This is a genomic window from Nonomuraea sp. WAC 01424 (genome assembly GCF_003947315.1).
GTDB classification, from domain to species: domain Bacteria; phylum Actinomycetota; class Actinomycetes; order Streptosporangiales; family Streptosporangiaceae; genus Nonomuraea; species Nonomuraea spiralis.
The window spans coordinates 36,355-56,571 of the sequence record NZ_QHHZ01000007.1 but is presented as its reverse complement, the minus strand read 5'-3'; the positions used below and the strand labels follow the sequence as shown (position 1 = coordinate 56,571).

15 protein-coding genes, 1 tRNA gene and 3 pseudogenes are annotated in these 20,217 nt (G+C 62.6%); 11 read left to right on the top strand and 8 right to left on the bottom strand.

The genetic code is table 11. From position 1 onward, the window contains the following. The first annotated feature begins 75 nt into the window (after positions 1-75). Positions 76-825, top strand: a complete 750-nt coding sequence (locus DMB42_RS20030; RefSeq protein ID WP_125636510.1) for an SDR family NAD(P)-dependent oxidoreductase — start codon at positions 76-78, stop codon at positions 823-825. A gap of 177 nt (positions 826-1,002) precedes the next feature. On the opposite strand, the gene DMB42_RS53290 is transcribed toward DMB42_RS20030, so the two are convergent. Beyond that, positions 1,003-1,176 (bottom strand): hypothetical protein, encoded by a 174-nt coding sequence (locus DMB42_RS53290; protein WP_185844759.1) that lies wholly within the window; start codon positions 1,174-1,176, stop codon positions 1,003-1,005. A gap of 796 nt (positions 1,177-1,972) precedes the next feature. On the opposite strand from DMB42_RS53290, the gene DMB42_RS20025 reads away from it, so the two are divergent. Then, positions 1,973-2,506: a hypothetical protein gene (locus DMB42_RS20025; RefSeq protein ID WP_221762252.1), complete on the top strand. Its 534-nt coding sequence runs from the start codon at positions 1,973-1,975 to the stop codon at positions 2,504-2,506. On the opposite strand, the gene DMB42_RS55055 is transcribed toward DMB42_RS20025, so the two are convergent. Then, a complete protein-coding gene (locus DMB42_RS55055) occupies positions 2,503-2,625 on the bottom strand; it encodes a hypothetical protein (protein WP_260477803.1) in 123 nt (40 codons plus the stop codon). The genes DMB42_RS20025 and DMB42_RS55055 overlap by 4 nt on opposite strands. A gap of 600 nt (positions 2,626-3,225) precedes the next feature. On the opposite strand from DMB42_RS55055, the gene DMB42_RS20020 reads away from it, so the two are divergent. Beyond that, positions 3,226-4,074 carry an abortive infection family protein gene (locus DMB42_RS20020; RefSeq protein ID WP_221762251.1) on the top strand — a complete coding sequence of 283 codons (849 nt, stop codon included), beginning with the start codon at positions 3,226-3,228 and terminating at the stop codon, positions 4,072-4,074. A gap of 106 nt (positions 4,075-4,180) precedes the next feature. Here DMB42_RS20020 and DMB42_RS20015 read toward each other — a convergent pair whose 3' ends face one another. Beyond that, positions 4,181-4,426: a DUF5372 family protein gene (locus tag DMB42_RS20015; RefSeq protein ID WP_125636509.1), complete on the bottom strand. Its 246-nt coding sequence runs from the start codon at positions 4,424-4,426 to the stop codon at positions 4,181-4,183. Between the two features lie 32 nt (positions 4,427-4,458). On the opposite strand from DMB42_RS20015, the pseudogene DMB42_RS56380 reads away from it, so the two are divergent. From DMB42_RS56380 to DMB42_RS19985, 7 genes and pseudogenes are all read left to right on the top strand, one after another. Then, positions 4,459-4,551 (top strand): annotated as a pseudogene (locus tag DMB42_RS56380) (hypothetical protein); the annotation flags it as partial. 206 nt (positions 4,552-4,757) lie between these two features. After that, positions 4,758-5,984: a DUF6236 family protein gene (locus tag DMB42_RS20005; RefSeq protein ID WP_260477801.1), complete on the top strand. Its 1,227-nt coding sequence runs from the start codon at positions 4,758-4,760 to the stop codon at positions 5,982-5,984. A gap of 421 nt (positions 5,985-6,405) precedes the next feature. Then, positions 6,406-6,488 (top strand) — tRNA-Ser (locus DMB42_RS53285). A 1,343-nt stretch (positions 6,489-7,831) separates the two neighbouring features. After that, on the top strand, positions 7,832-9,400 hold the full coding sequence (locus DMB42_RS20000; protein WP_125636506.1) for a restriction endonuclease: 1,569 nt from the start codon (positions 7,832-7,834) through the stop codon (positions 9,398-9,400). Between the two features lie 182 nt (positions 9,401-9,582). Continuing rightward, on the top strand, positions 9,583-11,916 hold the full coding sequence (locus DMB42_RS19995; RefSeq protein WP_125636505.1) for a DUF262 domain-containing protein: 2,334 nt from the start codon (positions 9,583-9,585) through the stop codon (positions 11,914-11,916). Positions 11,917-12,718: 802 nt separating this feature from the next. Beyond that, positions 12,719-12,922 (top strand): hypothetical protein, encoded by a 204-nt coding sequence (locus DMB42_RS19990; protein WP_125636504.1) that lies wholly within the window; start codon positions 12,719-12,721, stop codon positions 12,920-12,922. Next, positions 12,922-13,775 (top strand): annotated as a pseudogene (locus DMB42_RS19985) (transposase family protein). The gene DMB42_RS19990 and the pseudogene DMB42_RS19985 overlap by 1 nt, the downstream one beginning before the upstream one ends. Positions 13,776-13,913: 138 nt before the next feature. Here DMB42_RS19985 and DMB42_RS19980 read toward each other — a convergent pair. The 4 genes and pseudogenes from DMB42_RS19980 to DMB42_RS19965 form a co-directional block, all read right to left on the bottom strand. Then, the gene (locus tag DMB42_RS19980) at positions 13,914-15,119 is read right to left on the bottom strand and encodes a hypothetical protein (RefSeq protein ID WP_125636503.1); all 1,206 of its coding nucleotides are present in this window, start codon (positions 15,117-15,119) and stop codon (positions 13,914-13,916) included. Next, positions 15,119-16,546, bottom strand: a complete 1,428-nt coding sequence (locus DMB42_RS19975) for an N-6 DNA methylase (protein WP_125636502.1) — start codon at positions 16,544-16,546, stop codon at positions 15,119-15,121. The genes DMB42_RS19980 and DMB42_RS19975 overlap by 1 nt, the downstream gene beginning before the upstream one ends. An 83-nt stretch (positions 16,547-16,629) precedes the next feature. Further along, positions 16,630-16,815, bottom strand: coding sequence for a hypothetical protein (locus DMB42_RS19970; protein ID WP_125636501.1), 186 nt, complete (start codon positions 16,813-16,815; stop codon positions 16,630-16,632). 836 nt (positions 16,816-17,651) lie between these two features. Further along, a pseudogene (locus tag DMB42_RS19965) lies at positions 17,652-18,570 on the bottom strand (IS5 family transposase). Between the two features lie 310 nt (positions 18,571-18,880). Here DMB42_RS19965 and DMB42_RS19960 point away from each other — a divergent pair. Beyond that, complete coding sequence (locus DMB42_RS19960; protein ID WP_221762249.1) at positions 18,881-19,720, top strand: hypothetical protein; 840 nt, start codon at positions 18,881-18,883, stop codon at positions 19,718-19,720. On the opposite strand, the gene DMB42_RS19955 is transcribed toward DMB42_RS19960, so the two are convergent. Further along, complete coding sequence (locus DMB42_RS19955) at positions 19,717-20,172, bottom strand: DUF488 domain-containing protein (RefSeq protein ID WP_221762248.1); 456 nt, start codon at positions 20,170-20,172, stop codon at positions 19,717-19,719. The genes DMB42_RS19960 and DMB42_RS19955 overlap by 4 nt on opposite strands. Positions 20,173-20,217: the final 45 nt, after the last annotated feature.

Here is a 20,217-nt window from a genome sequence, read left to right as displayed (position 1 = left end):
CTAAGGTTGCGACATGTTGTCGTAACCACTACTGTTACACCAACCCGAAGATGGTCAACCAGTGAGGTGAGAAGAATGAACAAGCCGCTGACGGGCAAGGTCGCTTTGGTCACTGGAGGGTCCCGCGGGCTGGGAGCCGCGACCGTACGACTGCTTGCCGACCAGGGCGCCGACGTCGCGTTCACCTACGTCAGCTCCGACATGCATGCGCAGGACGTCGTCGACGAGGTGCGCGGCAAGAGAGCGAAGGTCGCGGCGTTCAAGTCCGACCAGGCGGACGTGAGCCAGGCTCCGGCGCTGATCGACGACGTGGTCGCGCACTTCGGTGGCCTGGACATCCTCGTCAACAACGCAGCCATCTCGGTGAGCGGGACGGTGGACGACCCAGATGCCGACACCGCCGCGCTGGACCGGATGCACGCCACCAACTACCTCGGGGTGATCGCCGTTATCCGGGCCGCCTCCCGAGTGCTGCGCGAGGGCGGCCGCGTCATCACGGTGAGTTCCGGGTTGGGCACTCGAGCCGGCGTACCGGGCGTGGCCGACTACGCGGCGACCAAGGCGGGGGTCGAGCGGTACACCATGGGCGTCGCCCGCGACCTCGGCTCCCGGGCCATCACCGCCAACGTCGTGGAAGCCGGGCTGATGGAGGGCGGCATGGAGACGCCGAACCCCGAGGCCCTCAAGGCCCTGCTCAGCTCGCTGTCCCTGCAGCGCATGGGACACCCCGACGAGATCGCCGCGGCGATCGCCTTCCTGGCGAGCCCCACTGCGTCGTACGTCACGGGCGCCGTGCTGGACGCCCACGGCGGCTACAACGCCTGAGCGGCAGCGCCGTCAGCGCACCCCATACTGGAACATAAGGGGGTGTATCCGGATGCATCCCGGGTTTCCGCTGGTCACAGTGTTCTGCCGGTGGTAGTCGTGGCTGCGCCGCTCGGAGTGCCAGGCACCATCGGCAGCACCGGCGAGGACTGCCCGATCGCCTGGATGTGCGGCCTCTCATCGGCGGAGAAGACCACCGCATGCTCGGAGCAGGTACAGGCCGACCACGTCGCGGATCTTGTCGATCAGCAGCGGATCGGTGGAGATCTTGAACTCCTCCACCCGGGCGTCCAACTCCCGCCGCGACCAGTGGGTGGCACCTTCGGACACCTCTTCCAGCGTGCGGACCACAACCTCCTCCACTTGCGCGTCGGTGAGCGTGCGCGGCGCGCCATGTCGTGCTGTGGGTGAAGTAGCACACCGATCATGGTCGGAGCACCCGCATCTGATGAGCGGGAACGCCTTGCGAAGGTCCTACGCGGATGCACCTTGACCAGGCCAAACAGTAGCCAGGCGATGGGTGACAGGAAGTCGTTGCTCAGGAACTGGCGCACTTCAACCGACCGGCCACATATCGCTCATTGATAGACATATTCGACCCCGTTCGACTCGAGCTCTCCTAAAGCGGGTGCCGCAGGTTCGAATCCTGCCGGGGGCACTCACCTAGATCGGCATTTCCGGCCCCTGACCTGCGGCTTTACAGCCGCAGGTCTTTTGTTTTTGTGACCTTGATAGGCAGCAGACGGCGCCCGCGTGCAGCCATAAGACCATGATCAGGGGACATACGAGGGATGATCTTGATCGCGTTTCCCCAGCTCAGGCCCTAATTCCCCGCCCATCCCGGCCTCCGGTACCCGGTACGACCGCCCGGACATTGGACGAACGCCACGGGTGATCGTGCCAAATACGTGCGTTCCCCACTGCGTCACTCCACCGGGGTGACCACCAACGCCCCTTCATCACCGGAGGGACTTCACCGCGATCTCGACGCCGGCCTGGCAGGTCTGGTTCTCCCTTCACTTCCGGCTCAGCCGAGGGGCACGTCAACCGCGTCATTCATCTGGAAGCCAATGACAGGCGGGGCCATGCGGCCCGTCGGTAGATATCGGCTGGCTGGTTCCGTGATGAACCTGGACAATCGCCTATCGTGATGGGGATCTCCGGCTTCGAGCCGACCTTTCTCGTCGGGCTTGAAGCTGTCCGCGAGGAACACGGACCGGGCCTGGCCGCGCTTGGTGGCCGGCGGCTGACGGGGTTCGCGCTCGTGCGTTTTGTCGAGGACTGGGACTGGTTCGCTGACTGCCCCGTCGTCTTGCACTTCGACGGCATCCAGGCAGAAATCTGCCACTGGAAGTTCGATGAGCTGTCGATCGGCTGGGACACCATCGACACGACGGCCGCAATCAGCGGCTGGGAGTACAAAGAGCAGACGCCGACGTGGTCCGACGCCGACGAGCGCCTTGAGCCGTTCGTCGGCCAAGAACTCCGCGAGGTTGCCCTGCTTGAGCGGCGGCCATCATCACGCCATGACCTGGCGGACGGCACCCTCGCCGTGGAGTTCGTCTTCGATACCGGTCGTTTCCACATCGCCAACGCTCTGGATGAGAACAGCATCGAGGTCAGCGAAGCCCATCCGGATTTCGTGCGACACCGGCTGGGTCGGTGCACGCAGCCGAACTAGTACTCGAGCTCTCTCTGAGCGTAGACGGCGATCTCTTCGTCGGTGACTCGTGCCGCGTGTTCCAGCAGCGAGCGATCCATAAAGTGCACCCGCTTGGCAGCGGCCGCGGCGAAAGCCACGAACCGATCCTCGTTGCCGAGCCTGGCCAGGATGTCGCCGGTCGAAAGAGCCCCACCGCTGCCCGGCCAGCCACATGGTCGGCGCCCGGAACCTGTCCTGTCAGAGCCGCCGCGCCGGCCTCCAGCTCAGAAGGATCGGCCGCAGCGCGAAAGTGCAGCGCCTGTGCGCGTACGGCCGGGGACGCGTCGGCCACCTTGCCGATTGCTCGCGCGACAGCGGCGCCGTCTTCAACGGTGGCCCAGGCGGTCAGCGAGTCGACGTCCAGAACCGCACGTCGTCCACCGGGTGGTCGAGCAGTACGACGACGAGGTCCCGCAGCGCGATCCCGGCCCTGCCCTGCTCGGCGAGCAGGGCAGGCGCCTGCCCGCACCGCGTCCGGGTTCGCGCTGGTCAGGAGCCGGGCAAGCTTCGCGACCGGATATCCCTTGCCCAGCTCCTGCAGCAGGTAGGACATGGCCTTGTCCCGCGCCCGGGAGCCCGTCCCGTCACCGATAACCTTCTCCATCAGCCTGTCACCGGGGAGCATGGGCTTGGAACGGCCTGGCGCGGGTCGAAAATGAGTGCCGTACGGCACCATCGGCCCTCTAACTTCACGAGGTATGGACATGCAGGAGCTTGTGAGCCGTACGGCGAGAAACGCCGTCCGGTATCACGTCACCGGTCTGGCGGTCGGCGCAATCCGCGAGTATTGGGAGAACGAAGGCTTCGCCGCTGTGCCCGATCTCCCTGCGCGGGACACGAGCGTTCGCCGCGGCACCTTCGACTCCTACGCCGCAGCGGTCGATTGGACCGATCATCGACATGTCGAACGAGCGCTACGGGTCTTCGAAGCCCTCTTGCGGCGCATCAACCGGGATAGTGGCGACGATTCGACTCTATCGTTCGACGAGGTCAGCGACGCCCTTGTCCGGGACGGGTACGAACTCGGTCCGGATCTGCGCATCCGTGCCCGCCACCTCGGCCACCTACAGCTGCATCTGAAGGACCTGTCAGACCCTTCAGGCATTCAAGCCGAGCTCGAACGGATCCGCCGATCAGTCGCCGAACACCCGGACGACGCGATCGGTGCGGCCAAGCAGCTGATCGAGGCGACCGCCAAGATCGTTCTCAAGGAGCGCGGCGAGCCGTTGAGTGACCATGATGATCTCGCGGACCTGGTGAAGCGGTCTCAGCAATCACTCCTGCTCCATCCGCGGCAGTCCCCGCCCTTGAGTGGCCCCGACGCCGCGGGTGCGGTAAAGAGGGTCCTGGGTGGACTGTCCTCCATCGCCCTCGGTGTCACCGAACTGCGGAACCAATACGGCGCCGGGCATGGCAGGCTGAGCGCACCTACGGGGCTCTCCCCCCGCCATGCTCGCCTGGCTGTCAACGCGGCGAGCACGTGGTGCGAGGTGATGCTGGAGACACTCGCGGACCCCTCCGCGCCATGGCGCAGCGCCTCAGCCTGACCATCTCGTGGCCGAGACGTGCTCGTCCTTCGCCATGCTCAGCCTGAGCCGGCAGGGCATGCCTCGTAAAACGCCCGGGTAACCTCAGAATCCGCGCCTGCGAGCGTTACGAGGTGCGGCGATCGATCAGATCCGCCAGCGCCATCAGGTCCACGGTCCGGAACGGACACCGACCCGCGGCCATGACCCGAAACGGGTCATCAGCCACCACGTCCGTCCACGCAGCAGGAATAGGCCGCCGCCGCCCCTGCTCGTCGAGATAGAACACCACGTCGCCGCTCCAGCACCGTGACCTGGGTACGAACTGCAGCGCTTGCCCGGCCAGCGGATGGAATGGATGGGTGACCCTCACCAAACCATCTTCAGAGTCGTGAACCTGAGGAGTTGACGACTCGGCATAACGCGACGGCCGAATCGTTCTTCTCCGCGCTCAAGAACGAATGCCTGCACCGCTTCGACTTCACCACCCGCACCAAGCCACGACGGCAGGCCATCCGCTACATCGAAGGCTTCTACAACCCCCGGCGCCTTCACACGCCCGCGATCTCTACGGCCGACGTAGACGTCGATCGTCACATCACCATGCCGAACGTGACGATCCTCTCAAAAGCACCGATGCCTACAAAAAGGCTGAATTTCGAAGATGCCCTAGGGAAAAACATGCAGCCGAGAGATGATAAGATGTGCGACGAATCGGCCTGTACTATCCCTACATCCATTTCCGAGACGACAAGTGGCTCAAGGCAGCAGCGCTGTACTGGCCTGCCATGGCACGCGTGGTGCCCGCCGGGTATCAGCCGAAGGACTCAGCCGTAGCGCGAGCACTGGCAGACGAGCTTGCCTTCATCACTGACGTGAATCCAGGTACAGCAGCATCCACTGTATCCCCGACCTTCGCTTCTGTGGTAGCGCAGCACGCCTCCCAACTGCAGCACCTACATCCCCTCAGCGCCCGCCACCTCTCCGCGCTTGGGCTAGGGACTCACGACCTCGTGACGTGGCACCGTACCGGGCCGCTCGACGCAGTCGAGGTTGATACCGAGGGTTCTCTGCTACCAACGGGCATCATCACAGGCGAGATGGATCACACGCTCCAGGAGTCACTGTTTGAAGCGGGTCTGGCCTATTCAGGAACACGAATACAGGGTGGTTCAGAACGTTGGGTTGTGGTACACCCTCAACTGGCATGGGTTTACAAGTGTGCCCTGACCAAAGAGGTTGCGCGGCAGAGTCTCTTGCAACCCACCACCGACCAGGTCGCAACGCAATCCGCAGATCAGGAATGGACAGCCGAGCAGATACTTGAAGCCCTCCTTCCGCCTGTCCGGAAGCAGGGCGCGTCTCAGCACGCTCCGGAGCTAAGCCACAAAGTTGCCTCTCTGGCGCTTCATGTCGCCCTGCCGTCCAATCTTGATGACATCCCCGCCAAGAAGATCATCCGACTTCGGAAGAAGTACGGGGCCGACTTCGATGCGTTCGGCGCTCAAGTAACTGCCACAGTCACCGATTTGGCCGATACTCTCGCAGATGTCGAAAACCTCAAAGTTCTCGATACCTATATCCAGCAAGAAGTCGAGCGACGTTTCAAGCGACCTCTGGATGATCTTCGGAAGGCTATGAGAAGTGAACGAATCGACTCGGTTTTCGGAGTACTGAATGTCAAGTTCGAGGCTCCATCTCTTATCGCTCTCGCCGCAACAAGTGGAGGCATCGCTGCGGAGAATTTTGCCCTTACAGGTGTTGGCATGGCCTTTGGACTCCTTGGTGCCGCGCGGGCTTCAAGAAAGGCCCGAGCCGAGAAGCAAGTACCCTTGTCCGCAAGCTATCTGCTACACATCGGCAAGCTGAAGCCGAGGTCGTTGCTTCGCAAGGTCGCTCAGGAGTCTACGAATCCAGCAAGGCGGCAGTGACGTAACCATGTGTGAACGTGGGCGGCTTGCGGAGCCTTACGCGAGAGCCCTTCTACACCACACTGCGGAACAGGATCAAATTTTGTCGCAATTTGCGATATCAGCCATCGTAGGATGGCGTAGTTGCTCTTGCGCCAGGGGACAGGACATTGCGGGATGATTTTCCCTTACCCGCACTCCATGCATGCTAATTGCGCAGGCCAACTTGCTTGATCAGACGGAGTGACCTCCAGTCTCCTATGGACAGCGGCAATGACACCGGGCTCCTCACCCGACACCCACTTCTAAAGAGCGGGGCCGCCTTGCAAGGCTCCCGCCCGGAATTATCGCTTTCACCAGCGTAAACACCCGTCCAGCGATGGACAGCGAGGAGGTCCTTGCTGAGGAGCCGAGGCAGGCCGAGCAACATTCACATATGACCCGTCACCGGAGAAACCGGACGCCGTTCGACTCGAGCTCTCCTAAAGCGGGCGCCGCAGGTTCGAATCCTGCCGGGGACACCCACCTAGATCGGCATTTCAGGCCCCTGACCTGCGGTTTCATAGCCGCAGGTCTCTTATTTTTCGCCCTTGATAGGCAACCGACGGTGCCAGCATGCAGCCGGACGACCATGATCAGGGGATATGCACGGGATGATCTTGATAGCGTTTCCCCAGCTCAGGCCCTACATCCTCGCCATCCCGGCCTCCGGCAACCACTACGGCCGCACCAAATATTGAACGACCGCCACGGGGAATCGTGCCAGCTACGTGCGCAAACCCCCACTGGAGGTGCCGTTCATCGTCGCGCTACCACCGCTATGCCAGCCAGTTCCCCACCCTCGAGACGCCACCCATCCACGAAGGTTCACCCTCCGCCGCCGCGCCCGCCCGTCTACAGCCCGCGCATCGATCCGACACAGGAAACTGCTTGGTCGTCTTCGCCGGTACAGCATGCGGCGCCGTGATGACCGCGAAGGTGACGCGGGTGGCACTCCTCGACCACTCCAGCCAGAAGTACGGCCGTGACCTGCTGCAGCCAGGAACATATGCCGTGGGCCCCAGGTAACGGCAACCCTGGCAACCTTGGCAACCCAAGCCGGAAAACACCGCGCCCGACTGCAGATCGCGCTAGAGATCGTCCGCCTGTCGAGACCTCCGATAGGCGTTCAGATGCAACTCGCAGCTGGACCAGCGTCGGCCGATGCTGTCGACCACGGTGTACTTGATGTCCTCGATACAAGGACCGCTGGGCCCGTTCCCTCCCCATGTGCACCGGTCTCGGCTGGCCCGACCCGGAGGGAAGTCATTCGGGTCCCAGGGCTTGATGTCCTCGATGTCCATGAGATGCCCTTTGCAGCTTGTGACAAGCGACTAAAGCCAACGCTGGCGCTCAGGCCCGACGCGAACTCTTCCCCCGTTACATGCCAATGCATCCATTCTTGCTCATGGAGCAGGAGATCTACGTCAGCCTGGACTGGCTAGAGATGAGACCCTTTAGCCCTTACCGACTCTAACCTCTGGATGGATTTCCTCACCAGACCTCCGCCCACACCCCAAACACGGCATGCGCGCCGGGCTCCCAGTTGAGAGCCCGTCCGACGAACCGTTCCACTACCAGCGCGGCGAGAGGCTGTGCGTCACCACAAGCGGACCAACCTGCGGGTGGCGCTGAGAGTCGCGTCATGGCGAACCTCCTAGACGCTCGACACCCTACTTTCACCCCATAACTTCCTTCTCGCGTGAACATGTCCATATAAATCCGCCAGGAGTGGAGCCAAGTTGCACATCTACATTGCCTGCGTACGGTGACCGGGTTACCTTCGAGCCGTTGACCTGTACGTTTTGACAGAATCGGCGAGGTGCGCTGTGGCACGAGGTTCTGGTTCGTCGAAGTCGTATCGGGATTGGGAAGCCGAACGCCGCAGACAGGAACGCGTTGCAGAGCAGGCGCGGCAGAAACGCGAACGAAAGCGCAAGGCCGAGGAGCAACGACGTCTCCACGCAGAAGTATCTGCTCGAGACGCCGAAGCCGCCGAACGTACACACCAGATCGAAGTGCGTGTGGAGATGCTGGAGACGCTGCTGCGCTCCTCGCTGGACCGCGACCCGGGCGTCCAGCTCACCTCCCTGCGTCAGCGCGCGGAGGTTCCTCCGCCGGACCTCGGTCCATACGCCGCGCCGCAGCCCGCCCCCGTGTGGGAGCCTCCGGCGCCTCCCGGGCGGTTGCAGCGTGTATTCGGTGGCGCCCAGCGGTACGAAAACGCCCTACGCCAGGCCGAAGCCGACTTTGCCCGGGCACAAGCCGAACACCAGCAACGCGAAACGCAGCGACAGCAGGAGGTGATCACTCGTAGGCGCGCCCACCAGCAGCGAGTGGAAGCGGCCGAGCGCGCCGCCGCCGAGAACAACGCTCGTATTGATGCCATGCAGGTCGGGCTTCGCTCTGGGGAACGGCACGCGGTCAGCAGCTACATGGAGCTTGTACTGCAGGCGTCCCCGTACCCTGAAGACTTTCCCACCGAACGCAGAGCCGGCTACGTACCCGAGTCCTCACTGCTCGCCGTCGAGTGGTACCTGCCTCCACCGGAGGTCATCCCCGAGCACAAGCTCTACAAGCACATCAAGAGTCGCAAGACCGTCGAACCCGCCGCTCGGTCCACCACCGAAACCCGGCAGCTCTATCAGCGCATGATCGCGCAGATAGCGCTCCGCACCCTGCGCGAGGTCTTCGACGCCGATCCCAACCAACTGATCACCACGATCGTGTTCAACGGCCTGGTCCGCACCATCGATTCGGTGACAGGCCAGCAGATCGAGCCCCATCTCATCACCCTGCGTGCCACCAGGGAGCAGTTCTCGGCCTTGATTCTGAACGAGCCCCGCCTCAAGCCTGTCGAGTGCGTACGCCGGCACTTCCACGCTGATGTCTCTCCACACCCTGACGAGTTGGAGCCGGTCAAGCCTGTCATGCCGTTCAGCATGGCTGACCCTCGCATCGTCGATCCCGTCGACATCATCTCCGATATCGACAAGCGTCCGAACCTGCTGGAGCTTACGCCGAAGGAGTTCGAGGCGTTCGTCCAGAACCTGTTCACCAAGATGGGCTTCGACACCAAGCTGTACCAAGCCAGCGGCGACGGCGGCGTCGATTGCGTAGCCTACGCTGCCCGCTCCGTGGCCAGCTCGAAGATCATTGTCCAAGCGAAGCTCTATACCAAGACCGTACAACCCACGCATGTGCGCGATCTGTACGGAACCATGCAGCATGAGGGCGCCACCAACGGCATCATGATCACGACTTCCGGATACGGACCTGACAGTTACAAGTTTGCCAGCGGTAAACCCCTTGAACTGATCGACAGCGCCGGATTGCTGGCCCTCTGTCACGAACACAACATTCCCGCCCGTATCCTGCCACGTGGAAAGCAACCGTGACATTTAAGGATATTCGCGATTTATCATCTCAACTGATCGGTGCGCTGGCAGCGAGAGCTATTTCGCCGGTCTGGCGCGCAAGACCGCCTCACTGGTTAAATCTCAGGTGGTGTTAATCGTGACGGCCGCCAGGAGCTTTCGTCCGCCCTGCCGCGAGAGCACGTATAGGGAAAGGAACCGGAGTGGCGAAAACGTTCGAGAGCGGCGACATTCCGCTGGCGGATCTACTCAACCAGGCACACCAAGGAATACTGCAACTGCCCGATTTCCAGCGTGGGTGGGTCTGGGACGACGACCACATCGTGAGTCTGTTGGCCTCGGTCTCTCGCTCGTTCCCTATCGGCGCCGTGATGACGCTGGAGACCGGAAACGCTGACGTGCGCTTCCAACCCCGGCGTCTCGAGGGTGTCCCGCGTTCCCCAACGGCGGACGAACCAAAGTATCTGCTGCTCGACGGGCAGCAGCGTACGACCTCGCTCTACCTGGCGCTCCGGTCCGGAGCACCGGTCCCGACCCGGGACACGCGGAAGAAGGATGTTGAGCGTTGGTACTTCGCCGACATCGATGCGTGCATCGACCCAGACGCCGACCGAAATGACGCAATCCTTTCCCTACCAGCAGACAAGCGACGGGTAAGTGCTCGCGGCGACGTCGTGCTTGACGCCTCCACGACCGAGATGCAGGTGAGAGCTGGCAAGGCGGGCCTCTTCCCACTCGACATCGTGCTCAACCCGGCTGCCATCACCGATTGGCAGGTCGCCTTCTTAATGGCGGGACCTCCAGAGGAGCAGGTGAAGATCTGGAAGCGTTTCCAGGAGGCTCTGATCCTGCCGTTCCTGCATTACAGCGTTCCGCGGATCGCACTTGATCAGAAGACAACTAAGGAGGCCGTCTGCCAGGTCTTCGAAAAGGTGAACACCGGCGGCGTCGAACTGACGGTCTTCGAGCTGTTGACGGCGACGTACGCCGCGGAGACCTTCCGGTTGCGTGAGGATTGGAAGAACCGGCAGGCGACCTGGGCGGACGAGCCGCTGCTGGCAAATCTGGACGCCACGACCTTCTTGCAGATCGTCACGCTGCTCTGGACCCGTGGCCGCTGGGAGGAGCGCACCCGGGACCGTGTCCGCAGTGACCGCATCCCGGCGGTGTCAGCCAAACGTCGCGACATGCTGTCACTGCCGCTGAGCGAGTACCGGCGCTGGGCCGATGCCGTCACCGAGGCCTTGCAGGGGGTGGTGCGTTTCCTGCAGCGTGAGCGCATCTTCCGTGCCCGTGACCTGCCGTACAGCACCCAACTCGTTCCCTTGACGGCGATTCTCACGTTGCTCGGCGAGGTCGCGTTCACGCCGGAGCCGATCTCGAAGTTGCGTCAGTGGTACTGGTGCGGGGTGTTCGGTGAGCTGTACGGCGGCACCACGGAAACCCGCTTCGGCAACGACGTACAGGATGTGCTCGCGTGGGTTCAGGACGACGGCGAGGAACCGCGCACGGTGCGCGAGTCGCAGTTCCAGGCTGAACGGCTGCTGGGGTTGAGCACCCGCAACAGTGCTGCTTACAAAGGTCTCTACGCGCTCGTGATGAAGCGGGGCGGTCGCGATTTCCGCACCGGCGAGACGATCGACGCGAAGGCATACGCAGCTGACTCGATCGACATCCGCCACATCTTCCCGCAGAAATGGTGCGCGGCGAACGGCATCGACAGCGCGTACGCCAACTGCATCGTCAACAAGACCGCCATCGACGGGCAGACCTGGGGATACATGGGCGCGAGCGCGCCGAGCAAGTACCTGGCCGCGATCGAATCCGGTGTGCCGGTAAGCCCGCAGGACCTGGACGCCATCTGCAACAGCCACGACATCGACCCGGTAGCGCTCCGTCAGGACGACTTCGGCGCCGTCTTCGACGCCCGCTTCGAACGGCTGATCCGTCAGATCGAGGATGCGACCGGTCGGCCGGTGAACCGGGGCGACGGCCAGGACAGCCCCTTCTCCGGGCATCGCGGCGCCGCCGCGCTGGCACGCGGTATCGAGGCACTGATCAAGGCCGGGGAGAGCAAGGTCGTCGAGTTCAAGTCGACCGGCCGTATGAGTCTGGACACCGGGCTGAAGGATCCGGCGATGGAGTGGGCGGTCATCAAGACGATCGCCGGCTTCATGAACGGTCACGGAGGGACGCTGCTCGTCGGCGTGCAAGACGATGGGTCGGTGCTGGGTCTGGAAGAGGAGCTGGCCGTCTTCTCCAAGAAGAACGTCGACGGCTGGGAGCTGTGGCTGACCGATCTGCTGATCAAGACATTCGGGAAGGCGGTGACGGCCAACGTGACCGTCGCGTTCGGCACCATCGACGAACGGACGGTTGCCCGCGTCAACGTCGCGCCGGCCTCAGCGCCGGTGTATACGACCCGGACGAAGACGGGGGCGAAGGGAGCGGTCTTCCTCGTCCGGCTCAACAATACGACGCATGAGCTCGACGGGCCCGAGGCCTCCAAGTATCAGCACGACCGGTGGTTCAAATAGCCGCGGCCGAAACCACGCGTTCGGAGGCGGCGCCGTATAGGCGGACGAGCGGTCCATCGCACCGTCCGGCGTTTAGAGCTGTCGCCTCCGATTGACATATTTCGCGCGTCAAGGCCTTCATCGGCTGCGGCAGTACTACTCTCGCGTAGATCCCCGCGTCTGAAGAGCGGGAACGCTTTACGAGGTTCCGGCCGCGAGTATCGCTCTGACTTGGGAAACACCTGTTGAGCGATGAACAAATGAGAGGTCTCTGTCGAGGTGTCAATGCACGTCGGGCAGCAACCGCATATCGCCTGACCTGAGGCTTCACCGCCGCGGGCCTTTGTTAACCACCCTCGGTAGGCAGCGGACAGTGCCCGTACGCAGCCGTACGACCATGACCAGGGGACATACAAGGGATGATCTCGGAGGCATTCCCCCAAGTCAACCCCTGATTCCAGGTCATCCACGCAGCGACAACCCGCTACGACCATCTCCGCCCGCGGGCGACGCAGCCGTCGATCGTGCCAAATACGTGCGTACAACCCGGAACGGCAACCGGTCATCGCCATTGAGGGCGTCGTCACTCTTCCGAGCTACCCCCTGGCCGCGGACCATCGCGATCTGGCAGCCACCATGCCAGCCCCTTCCCACTGGAGGGCCGGGGCTCAGCCAACCGGGCGATGCCGCCGGCAGGGCGGGCTCGTACACCAGTCCCGTGGACGCAACCCCCCAACCATGGTGTTCAGCCCACCTGAGTGTCCAGCTACGGAAATTGACAGTGGGGTTTCCCTCATTCCGGCGTTGGTTCACTATCTGATGGGTGGAGGCAATCCTCGTCGCGGGCATCTCGGCGTTCGCTGAGGTGATCTCAGCGAAACAGTTCGGGCAATTGGGGATTATCTGGACGCCGCAGATGGCTTTCCGGACCTTTCGGGAGGAGTCACCGAAGCCGGAAACAGACGTGGAGCCCCCGGTAGAAGAGCTCTCACCACAAGAACGCTCAAGGCCGAAAAGCTCCACGTGATTGCTCATCGTGCCACGCTCGACGTCTCCCGCGCACTCGTTCAGTACGTCGCACGACTCCTGCACGACGAACGCCGACGGCGTGGCACCCCACACGGAAGCCGAACCCTGACCTCCTTCCGGCAGGCAGTCATGGTGGTGCGCTGGTTCCGCGGCGAGCACGACATCCCCAAGCTCGGCCGCGACCACCGCGTCTCCCGGGCCACCGCCTACCGCTACATCCACGAAGGCACCGATGTCCTCGCAGCTCAAGCACCAGATCTGCATCAAGCCCTCGACCGCGCCCACGCCCACGCCCACGCCGAGAAACTGGCGTACGTGATCCTCGACGTCACCCTGATCGGCATCGATCGCTGTGCCGAGCAGACGATCAGCGTCAAGGGCGAATCCATCGACGCGTGGTACTCCGGCAAGGCCCGCCAGCACGCCGGCAACCTTCAAGCACTGTCGGCACCAGGTGGGCTGCCGTTGTGGATCGCCGAGGTCGAACCCGGCTCCGTCCACGACTTGACCGTCGCCCGCGCACGGGTACTGGGCGCGTTGTACGCCGCGGCCGCACGCGGCCTGCCTACCCTCGCCGACAGCGGCTACGACGGCGCCGGAATCGGCATTCACACACCGATCAGGCAGCCTGGCAGCCTGAAGGCAACCAAGTACTCAGCCCGGACAACCGCACCTACAACCGCCTTCTACGCGCCCTGCGCTGTCTCGGCGAACGCGGCTTCGCCCTGCTCAAAGGCCGCTGGCGGACCCTCCAGCACGTCACCGTCAGTCCCAGCCGAATCGGCGACATCGCCCGCGCGGCACTTGTCCTCACCCATTGCGAGCACGACTACCTGCTCGCAATTCCTTGAGATCACCTCAGTTGCGCGTCCAGCTGCACGTTCAGGCTGTCCCAGCACCACGCACGTCCTGTGGCGTCCAAAATGGATCAGGATTTACCAAGGTAGTACCGTGAGTCATCGAGGCCACTCCGAGGGGTACAGGATCTGCTACAAAGCGATAGCACCGTTTAGGAAGTCATCAAAGATCCGAGATCGCAGGTTGTGAAGGGTCTCGTTTTCGACCTGGGAGATTCGTACCCGCGCATGAAGGAGATCAGCAAGCCGAGCGAACTGCATACGCACTTCATGGGGAGGCCACCGGACCTTTGTGGATGCGAATGCGCGCAGACTGAGTTCACGTCCAGCGGAGCCCTGCGCATTGGCCACTAGTTCAGTGCTTCGACAGCGGATCTCATGTAGCAACCAGCAGGAGTCAGCAGCCGAATTTGGCCTCAGGACCAGAACTCCACGACCGGCAGCAACGGGCACCTCAGTTCGCACGACTCGAACTCCGTCATCCCTAGAAGCGACCAAGAGCGAGCCAGGGTCACACAAGGCGACGCCATCTCCCGCGGCGACCGACCGCTCGGTCCAGTACAGGTGCGGTAGGTCGCTCTGCAGGACGTCCGCGGGCGCCGCGAAGGCAACGACGTTCTCGTTCCTAGTTTCGTTCTTGGCCGGTCGGGTACCCAGCGCGGTCCCAGCTTGTAGTTCAACTAGCGCACCGATGGGTTGTTCGGGCCATTCTTTGCTATCTTGTGCTCTCAAAGCGAATCGCGCGTCGCTTAGCTCTGTCGCACAATCGGCGATGCGTACATTCGTCGCGCTTTTCTCATCTAGGACCTTCATGATTCGCAGGAAAGCACTTCTCGGGCCAACAGGGGGCATCGGAACGGGCAGATTGCGCAGCGCCGCCAGGCTGAGTGTGCGGTGCAGTGTCGAACCGGTGGCCTGCCGCTCACACCATCGGCGTATTTCCAGCGACCCCAACCAAAGGCTCAGCCACGCTCTTTCCTCTGGGTCTGTCGCGCGGATGATCCCCACGGTCCTGGAGGTGTTCCAGTGGTGAAATTCGTCAGTGACGACCGCAACATCACCCACTCTACCCACCAGAATCATGACAATATCGCCATCCTGCACCTGACTACGAAGGTTAGCCTCGTGTACCTGATGAGCGATCCGCCTCGGATGACCACTGTCCACGCGCCCGTCACGGATATCGGCAGCGCGGATCATGCCTACTCCGTTGCCGACATGATCTCCAGGGCGCGTGATGCCGTAGCCGATCATTTGTACCGATTGGAGTTCGTCCAGCCGTTGCACGACCCAGCCCTTGGCAAGCCGTTGCAGACGCTCCGGCAGATCGTCCAGCATCACAATCTATCCAGAAGATCGCGCAACTCGCCTTCGAGGCGGTGGGCTTTGCTGAACAGTTTGTACAACTCATCGGTCAAGTGAGTTACGAGCTCCACCCTATCGATTTGCGCCACCTCGGCTGCGACCCTCCCCATATAGTGCGACGGCAGCACGTCGTAACCCTGATCCACAATGTCTTTGGTGGAGACTGACCGACACCAGCCGGGTACGTCCTCATACGGAACTGTTCCTTGTACGCCCCGCCACGCTGCGAAAGTCTCGGTGATACGTCCCCGCACCTCATCCGGTATGGTCCGGCGGCCTCGCCCCAAGGGCAAGGCGGTGTCACGTGCGTCGATCAGCAAATACTGTCTCGATCGATCGTTGTTGCCCCAGCGCCCGTGAGACTTCTTGCTCTTGCTGAAGAGCCACAGACTCACGGGGTTGCGCACATGCGGAATGAGCCCAGCTGGCAACTCAACCACACAGCTAAGAACGTCACTCTCTACCAGCCCAGCACGTATGTGACGTTCGGCCGATTTCGCTCCAAAAGCAGCGCCTGTTGGCAGCAGAAGTCCTGCACGCCCTTTAGGAGAGATCTTGCTGAGTACATGCTGGACCCAGGCGAAATTGGCGTTGCCAGCTGGTGGTACACCATAGACCCAACGGTGGTCGTAACGGGCTCGCCCATCTTCGTCCCATCTGGACAGATTGAACGGAGGGTTGGCGACGGCCACGTCGAAGATCTCATCCGGGAAGAGGTCTTGCGTCAGACTCGACGCCGGCCCTTTCAGGCCTGCTGTTAGGTCGTGAACGGCAAAATTGATCGCGGCGGTCTGCAACGCCGTTCGGCTGACATCCTGTCCATACAACGCCAGCGGGCCGATCCCTCCCTGGGGCGATTCGACATACTCGCTAGCTCGTAGGAGAAACCCGCCAGAGCCACAGGCGGGATCATAGATAGTCTCACCCGCTCGGGGCTCCATCAAACCGATCAGCAGGCGGGCTATGTCCGCCGGCGTGTTGTAGTAGCCGCCTTTCCCCATCGCTAGCGTCTGCTCCGCTAGACAGCGATCGAACAGGGCTGCAAGGTCTTGCGCTGCAGCTACACATTCGATCAAAGGAGCGAGCTGAGAGCCACGAATTTCTGCGAGGTTCGGCAGTCTACTCAGCTTCCCGTGGTCCGATTCCCACTTGCCCAAACCACTTCGGATGACCTCTGACATCTCTTGCCCGCGGCGCCTCCCGAAGTCCTGGGTCGTGAGCGTATGCCAAGCATCGAGGGCAGGCTGTTGTTCACCTCGTTCGTAAGCGCGTTCGGCTTCTGCCTCATGACGCAGAAGAATCAGCGTCGTAGCGAAGAGGAGAGCGTCCTCGGCCGTCAGCGCCCCGCGCAGTGCCTCCAGCGCGCGTTCCAGGGGCAACTCCTTCGACGCTCTCTCCACTCTCACTCCTGCCGATCCATCTCCTCATGCATCTCTTGTGGACCCTACCGGCCTTCGGCCTGCCCCATCATGTCTGGCCACCCTCAACCGGAAGCCAGAACCGCGATGATCGCGACGCCAAGCGTGGCCATGGCGACAAAGACGGCCGCGCCAGCCTTCATCGCCCGATTCACCCCTTCCCCGCGCACCAGACACCAGATGCCCCCGAACAGCCCAAAGATCATCGCCACTGCTAACGCGAGCAGAACCATCGCGATGCGCATCCCCATCAAACCCACCCCCTCTCCGCGACGCTTGCCGAGACAGCGCGAAGGGCGAGCCATCGGTCGACCTCCGCACGACGACGGTAGCAGCAGTCGGTTTGGGAGGCAACAGCAGTCCGTTTGGGAGTGACGTCATTTTTGGAAGTCGTCAATCTGCGAGCTACGTTTTGAACTTCACCCGGGTCACAGCGTTCGGGCACGAGACAAGGCCTTGGCCAGTAAGTCAGTCACTAATCAACGTGGTCTGTAGCGGAGGCCGTGGGGATGTGGGTGTCTGCACATGCTTGCTCACAAGTGCCGGCAGTCAGCCAACAGGACCCACAGGGCTTGCGTTGGCGCTGCCTGAGCCGGAGCCACTGACGCCCACCGCACGGCAACACCGCCGTCATCTACACCCTGCTTGGTGTCGAGGCCGCTGACGAATGCGCCCGGCTGCGCATCGAGGACGCGGCCATCAGTCTCGCGCCGGCGTGATACACCCATCGACGGCGAGCAGGTGCACCGTCGTGATCGCACCGCCGACACCCGAACATCTCCTCACGTGCTTGGAGGATCCGAATACTGCCCTCCCCGAAAGGCTGGCCAGACCGGACGGTAGACCACGTCCTGTGGGCCAGTGGGTGCGACCGCTCTTCATCGACGCTATCCCGCGTGGGTTAGTTACAACCCGGTATGCCCCTGGTCCAGCACGCACGGCGGCCCTCATCCGCGCCAGCGGATGCCGAATAGAGGTGCCTCGCCGAAACTCATCAGGCCTTCGGGGTTAGTCATTTAGTCAGTGTGACCGATTTCCACCGCAGGTCGTTGACATGCCACACTCCCGCTAGGGGCTGTTTCTTGGATCAGGCTCGAAGCCAGATGCCGAGAGCGGTCAAGGTGACGGTGCCGAGGAAGATGTAGGCGCGTTTGCATAGCGCGTGGACACGGCCTGGAACTTCTTCAGCCGGTTGATCGACCGTTCGACGACGTTGCGCGCCTTGTAGCGCTCGGCATCCAAGCGGTGGGCCTGCCTCCCGCAGGGCCACGCCTGCGGCGGTTGGCACGCTGGTCGCGCGGTTCAGGGATGGTGTGACGGATCTTGCGGCGGCGTAGGTAGACGCGGTTGGCGCGGGAGGAGTATGCCTTGTCCGCGGCCACGCTTTCGGGTCGGGTGCGCGGGCGTCCGGGCCCCTGCCGAGGAACCCGCACGGCCCGCAGCACCCGTCGGAACTGCGGGCTGTCGCCGTACTGGCCGGCGTCAGCACCGGTGACAGCGCCTGACACCGGTCGTCCACCGACAGGTAGATCTTGGTGGTGAGCCCGCCCGGGAACGGCCTTGGCATTCTCCAGCCTGACCACCTCCGCCAGCCGAGCGGCCAGCGCGGCCAGTACCGGATCGCCCCGAGGTGCCCCGGGGGCATCCCCCTTTTGCCGGCTGGGCAGTGCGGGGACAGGCGGCGGCGTGCTGGTGCGCCCGGACGGTGGTTGAGCCAACGGAGATGTCACAGTCCACCTCGCCCTGGGCGTCCTGCTCGGTCTGGATTGCGGTGAGCAAGCGCTGTCAGGCGCCATCGGCCGACCAGCGTCGATGCCGCTTGTAGACCGTGATCCAGGGCTCGAAACGGTCGGGCAGGTTCCGCCAGGGCAACCCGGTATGGGCCGGTACAACACGCCGTTGATCGTCTTTTGATGGTCGTTCCACCGGCCGCCCTACTGACCACCTGCGGGCAGCAGCGGCTTGAGCCGCTCCCACTCCGCGTTGGTTATGTCACCTCGCCCCATGCGCCAATGGTTAGGGCACAGCCACGAATAGTCAGCAGATCAAGAAGCAACACCTAGGTCGAGCAGTAACCAGCAATTGCGCACCGCACAGGTAGGCAAGCCTTCAAAAAAGTGTTCGAATGCTGTTGCCTGGCTTCATCGGCGCCAGCGATTCGGGTGTTCATTAATTGCCGAGATGATGCCCGTTAACGAATAAACGAGAGCCCCTTTAACTCGAAGTCTGCGCGGCGGGGGTCTCAGGCTATTGCTGGCCTAGCATTTTCGGGCTAGTTATGAAGGGTCGGGATCGCCCACTGGGAGAGGACTTACGATGACGCAGCCCTCGTTGTTCGCTCCGGATCCGGATCAGGCCCCCGTGAAACCTGTTCATCCAGGCGTCGAGCAGATGCGGTTGCTCATCACAGTGAAAGCAGCGCCGAATCCATCCGCGACGTATGGGGAGACCGTATGCGTCGCTGCTCTACGGCTTGACATCGGGAAGGAAGGATGGGTGCGGCTTTACCCGATTAACTATCGCGAGCTCGATCAGCCGAACAAGTTCAAAAAATACGACATAATCACCCTCGACGCACGACCGAACCGCAGCGATCGACGTCCGGAAAGCTGGCGGCCTGTGGTCGCGACGGTCACCAAGCAGGGCCACCTGCCGACGTGGAATAGGCGGTTGCCCTACGTGCGGGAGCATGTTCGAGGGACAATGTGCGGACTCTTGGAGGCAGTCCGTACGAGGCCTCCAGGCCGATCACTGGCGGCAATCCGTCCGCGCGAAGTCACCGGTTTCGACATCGAACCGCATCCGGGATGGACTTCCGATGAACGAGCGAAGATCGACAGATACGTCAGCCAGCTGGACCTGTTCGAGTCGGCTCCGCGCACGGCGCTTCAGGCTCCGCGGTTCAAGGCGTGGTACCGGTATCGATGCCACGAGGCGCGTTGCTCGGGCCACCGCCAGGGACTTCTGGACTGGGAACTGGTGGCGTTGCAGCGCAACCTGACCGGACTCGACGACCGCGAGGCCATGGAAGCCCTTCGGCAACGGTGGCTCAGCGAAATATGCGCGCCGAGCAATGACGTCGTGTTCTACGTCGGAAACCAGGCCAAGCGTGAGCACGTCTTCAGCGTGCTTGGCGTCTTCTATCCCCGCCGTTAGGCGATGCCAGCTGGCATGCCTCTGCCGGACCTGAGCCGGTCCAGGAGAACGTACCGATGGCAGCGGAACTCGTCGGCCTCGAAGCACAACAAAGCCACGATGCCATCGCTGGCTGTAGCGGCGATCTCATCGAGCCGCGCGTCGGCATCAGCGCTATCGATGGCTTTCTCATACATCGCGCGAGCCGCCACCAGCTCATCGTGAGGCCCGGCAAACCCGGGCCGATTCCACTTAGGGTTGCCGAGTTCACGTGCGTGGACGTAAGCCACTCCCGCGTCGGCTAGCGCATTGCCCAACGCGGTCTTGCTGAAGCCTCGCTTCCGCGAGATGGGATTGAGGCGCACATCAACGATGGTTGAGACGTTGTACGCCTGGACACGTCGCAGGAACGATGCGATATCTTCAACACCCTCGTACCCCATGCCGATCAAGCTGTGCGGTTTCATGCTCATGCGGTCTACCCTTGCACAGCGATCTTCGCTGTCAATCGCGATCGA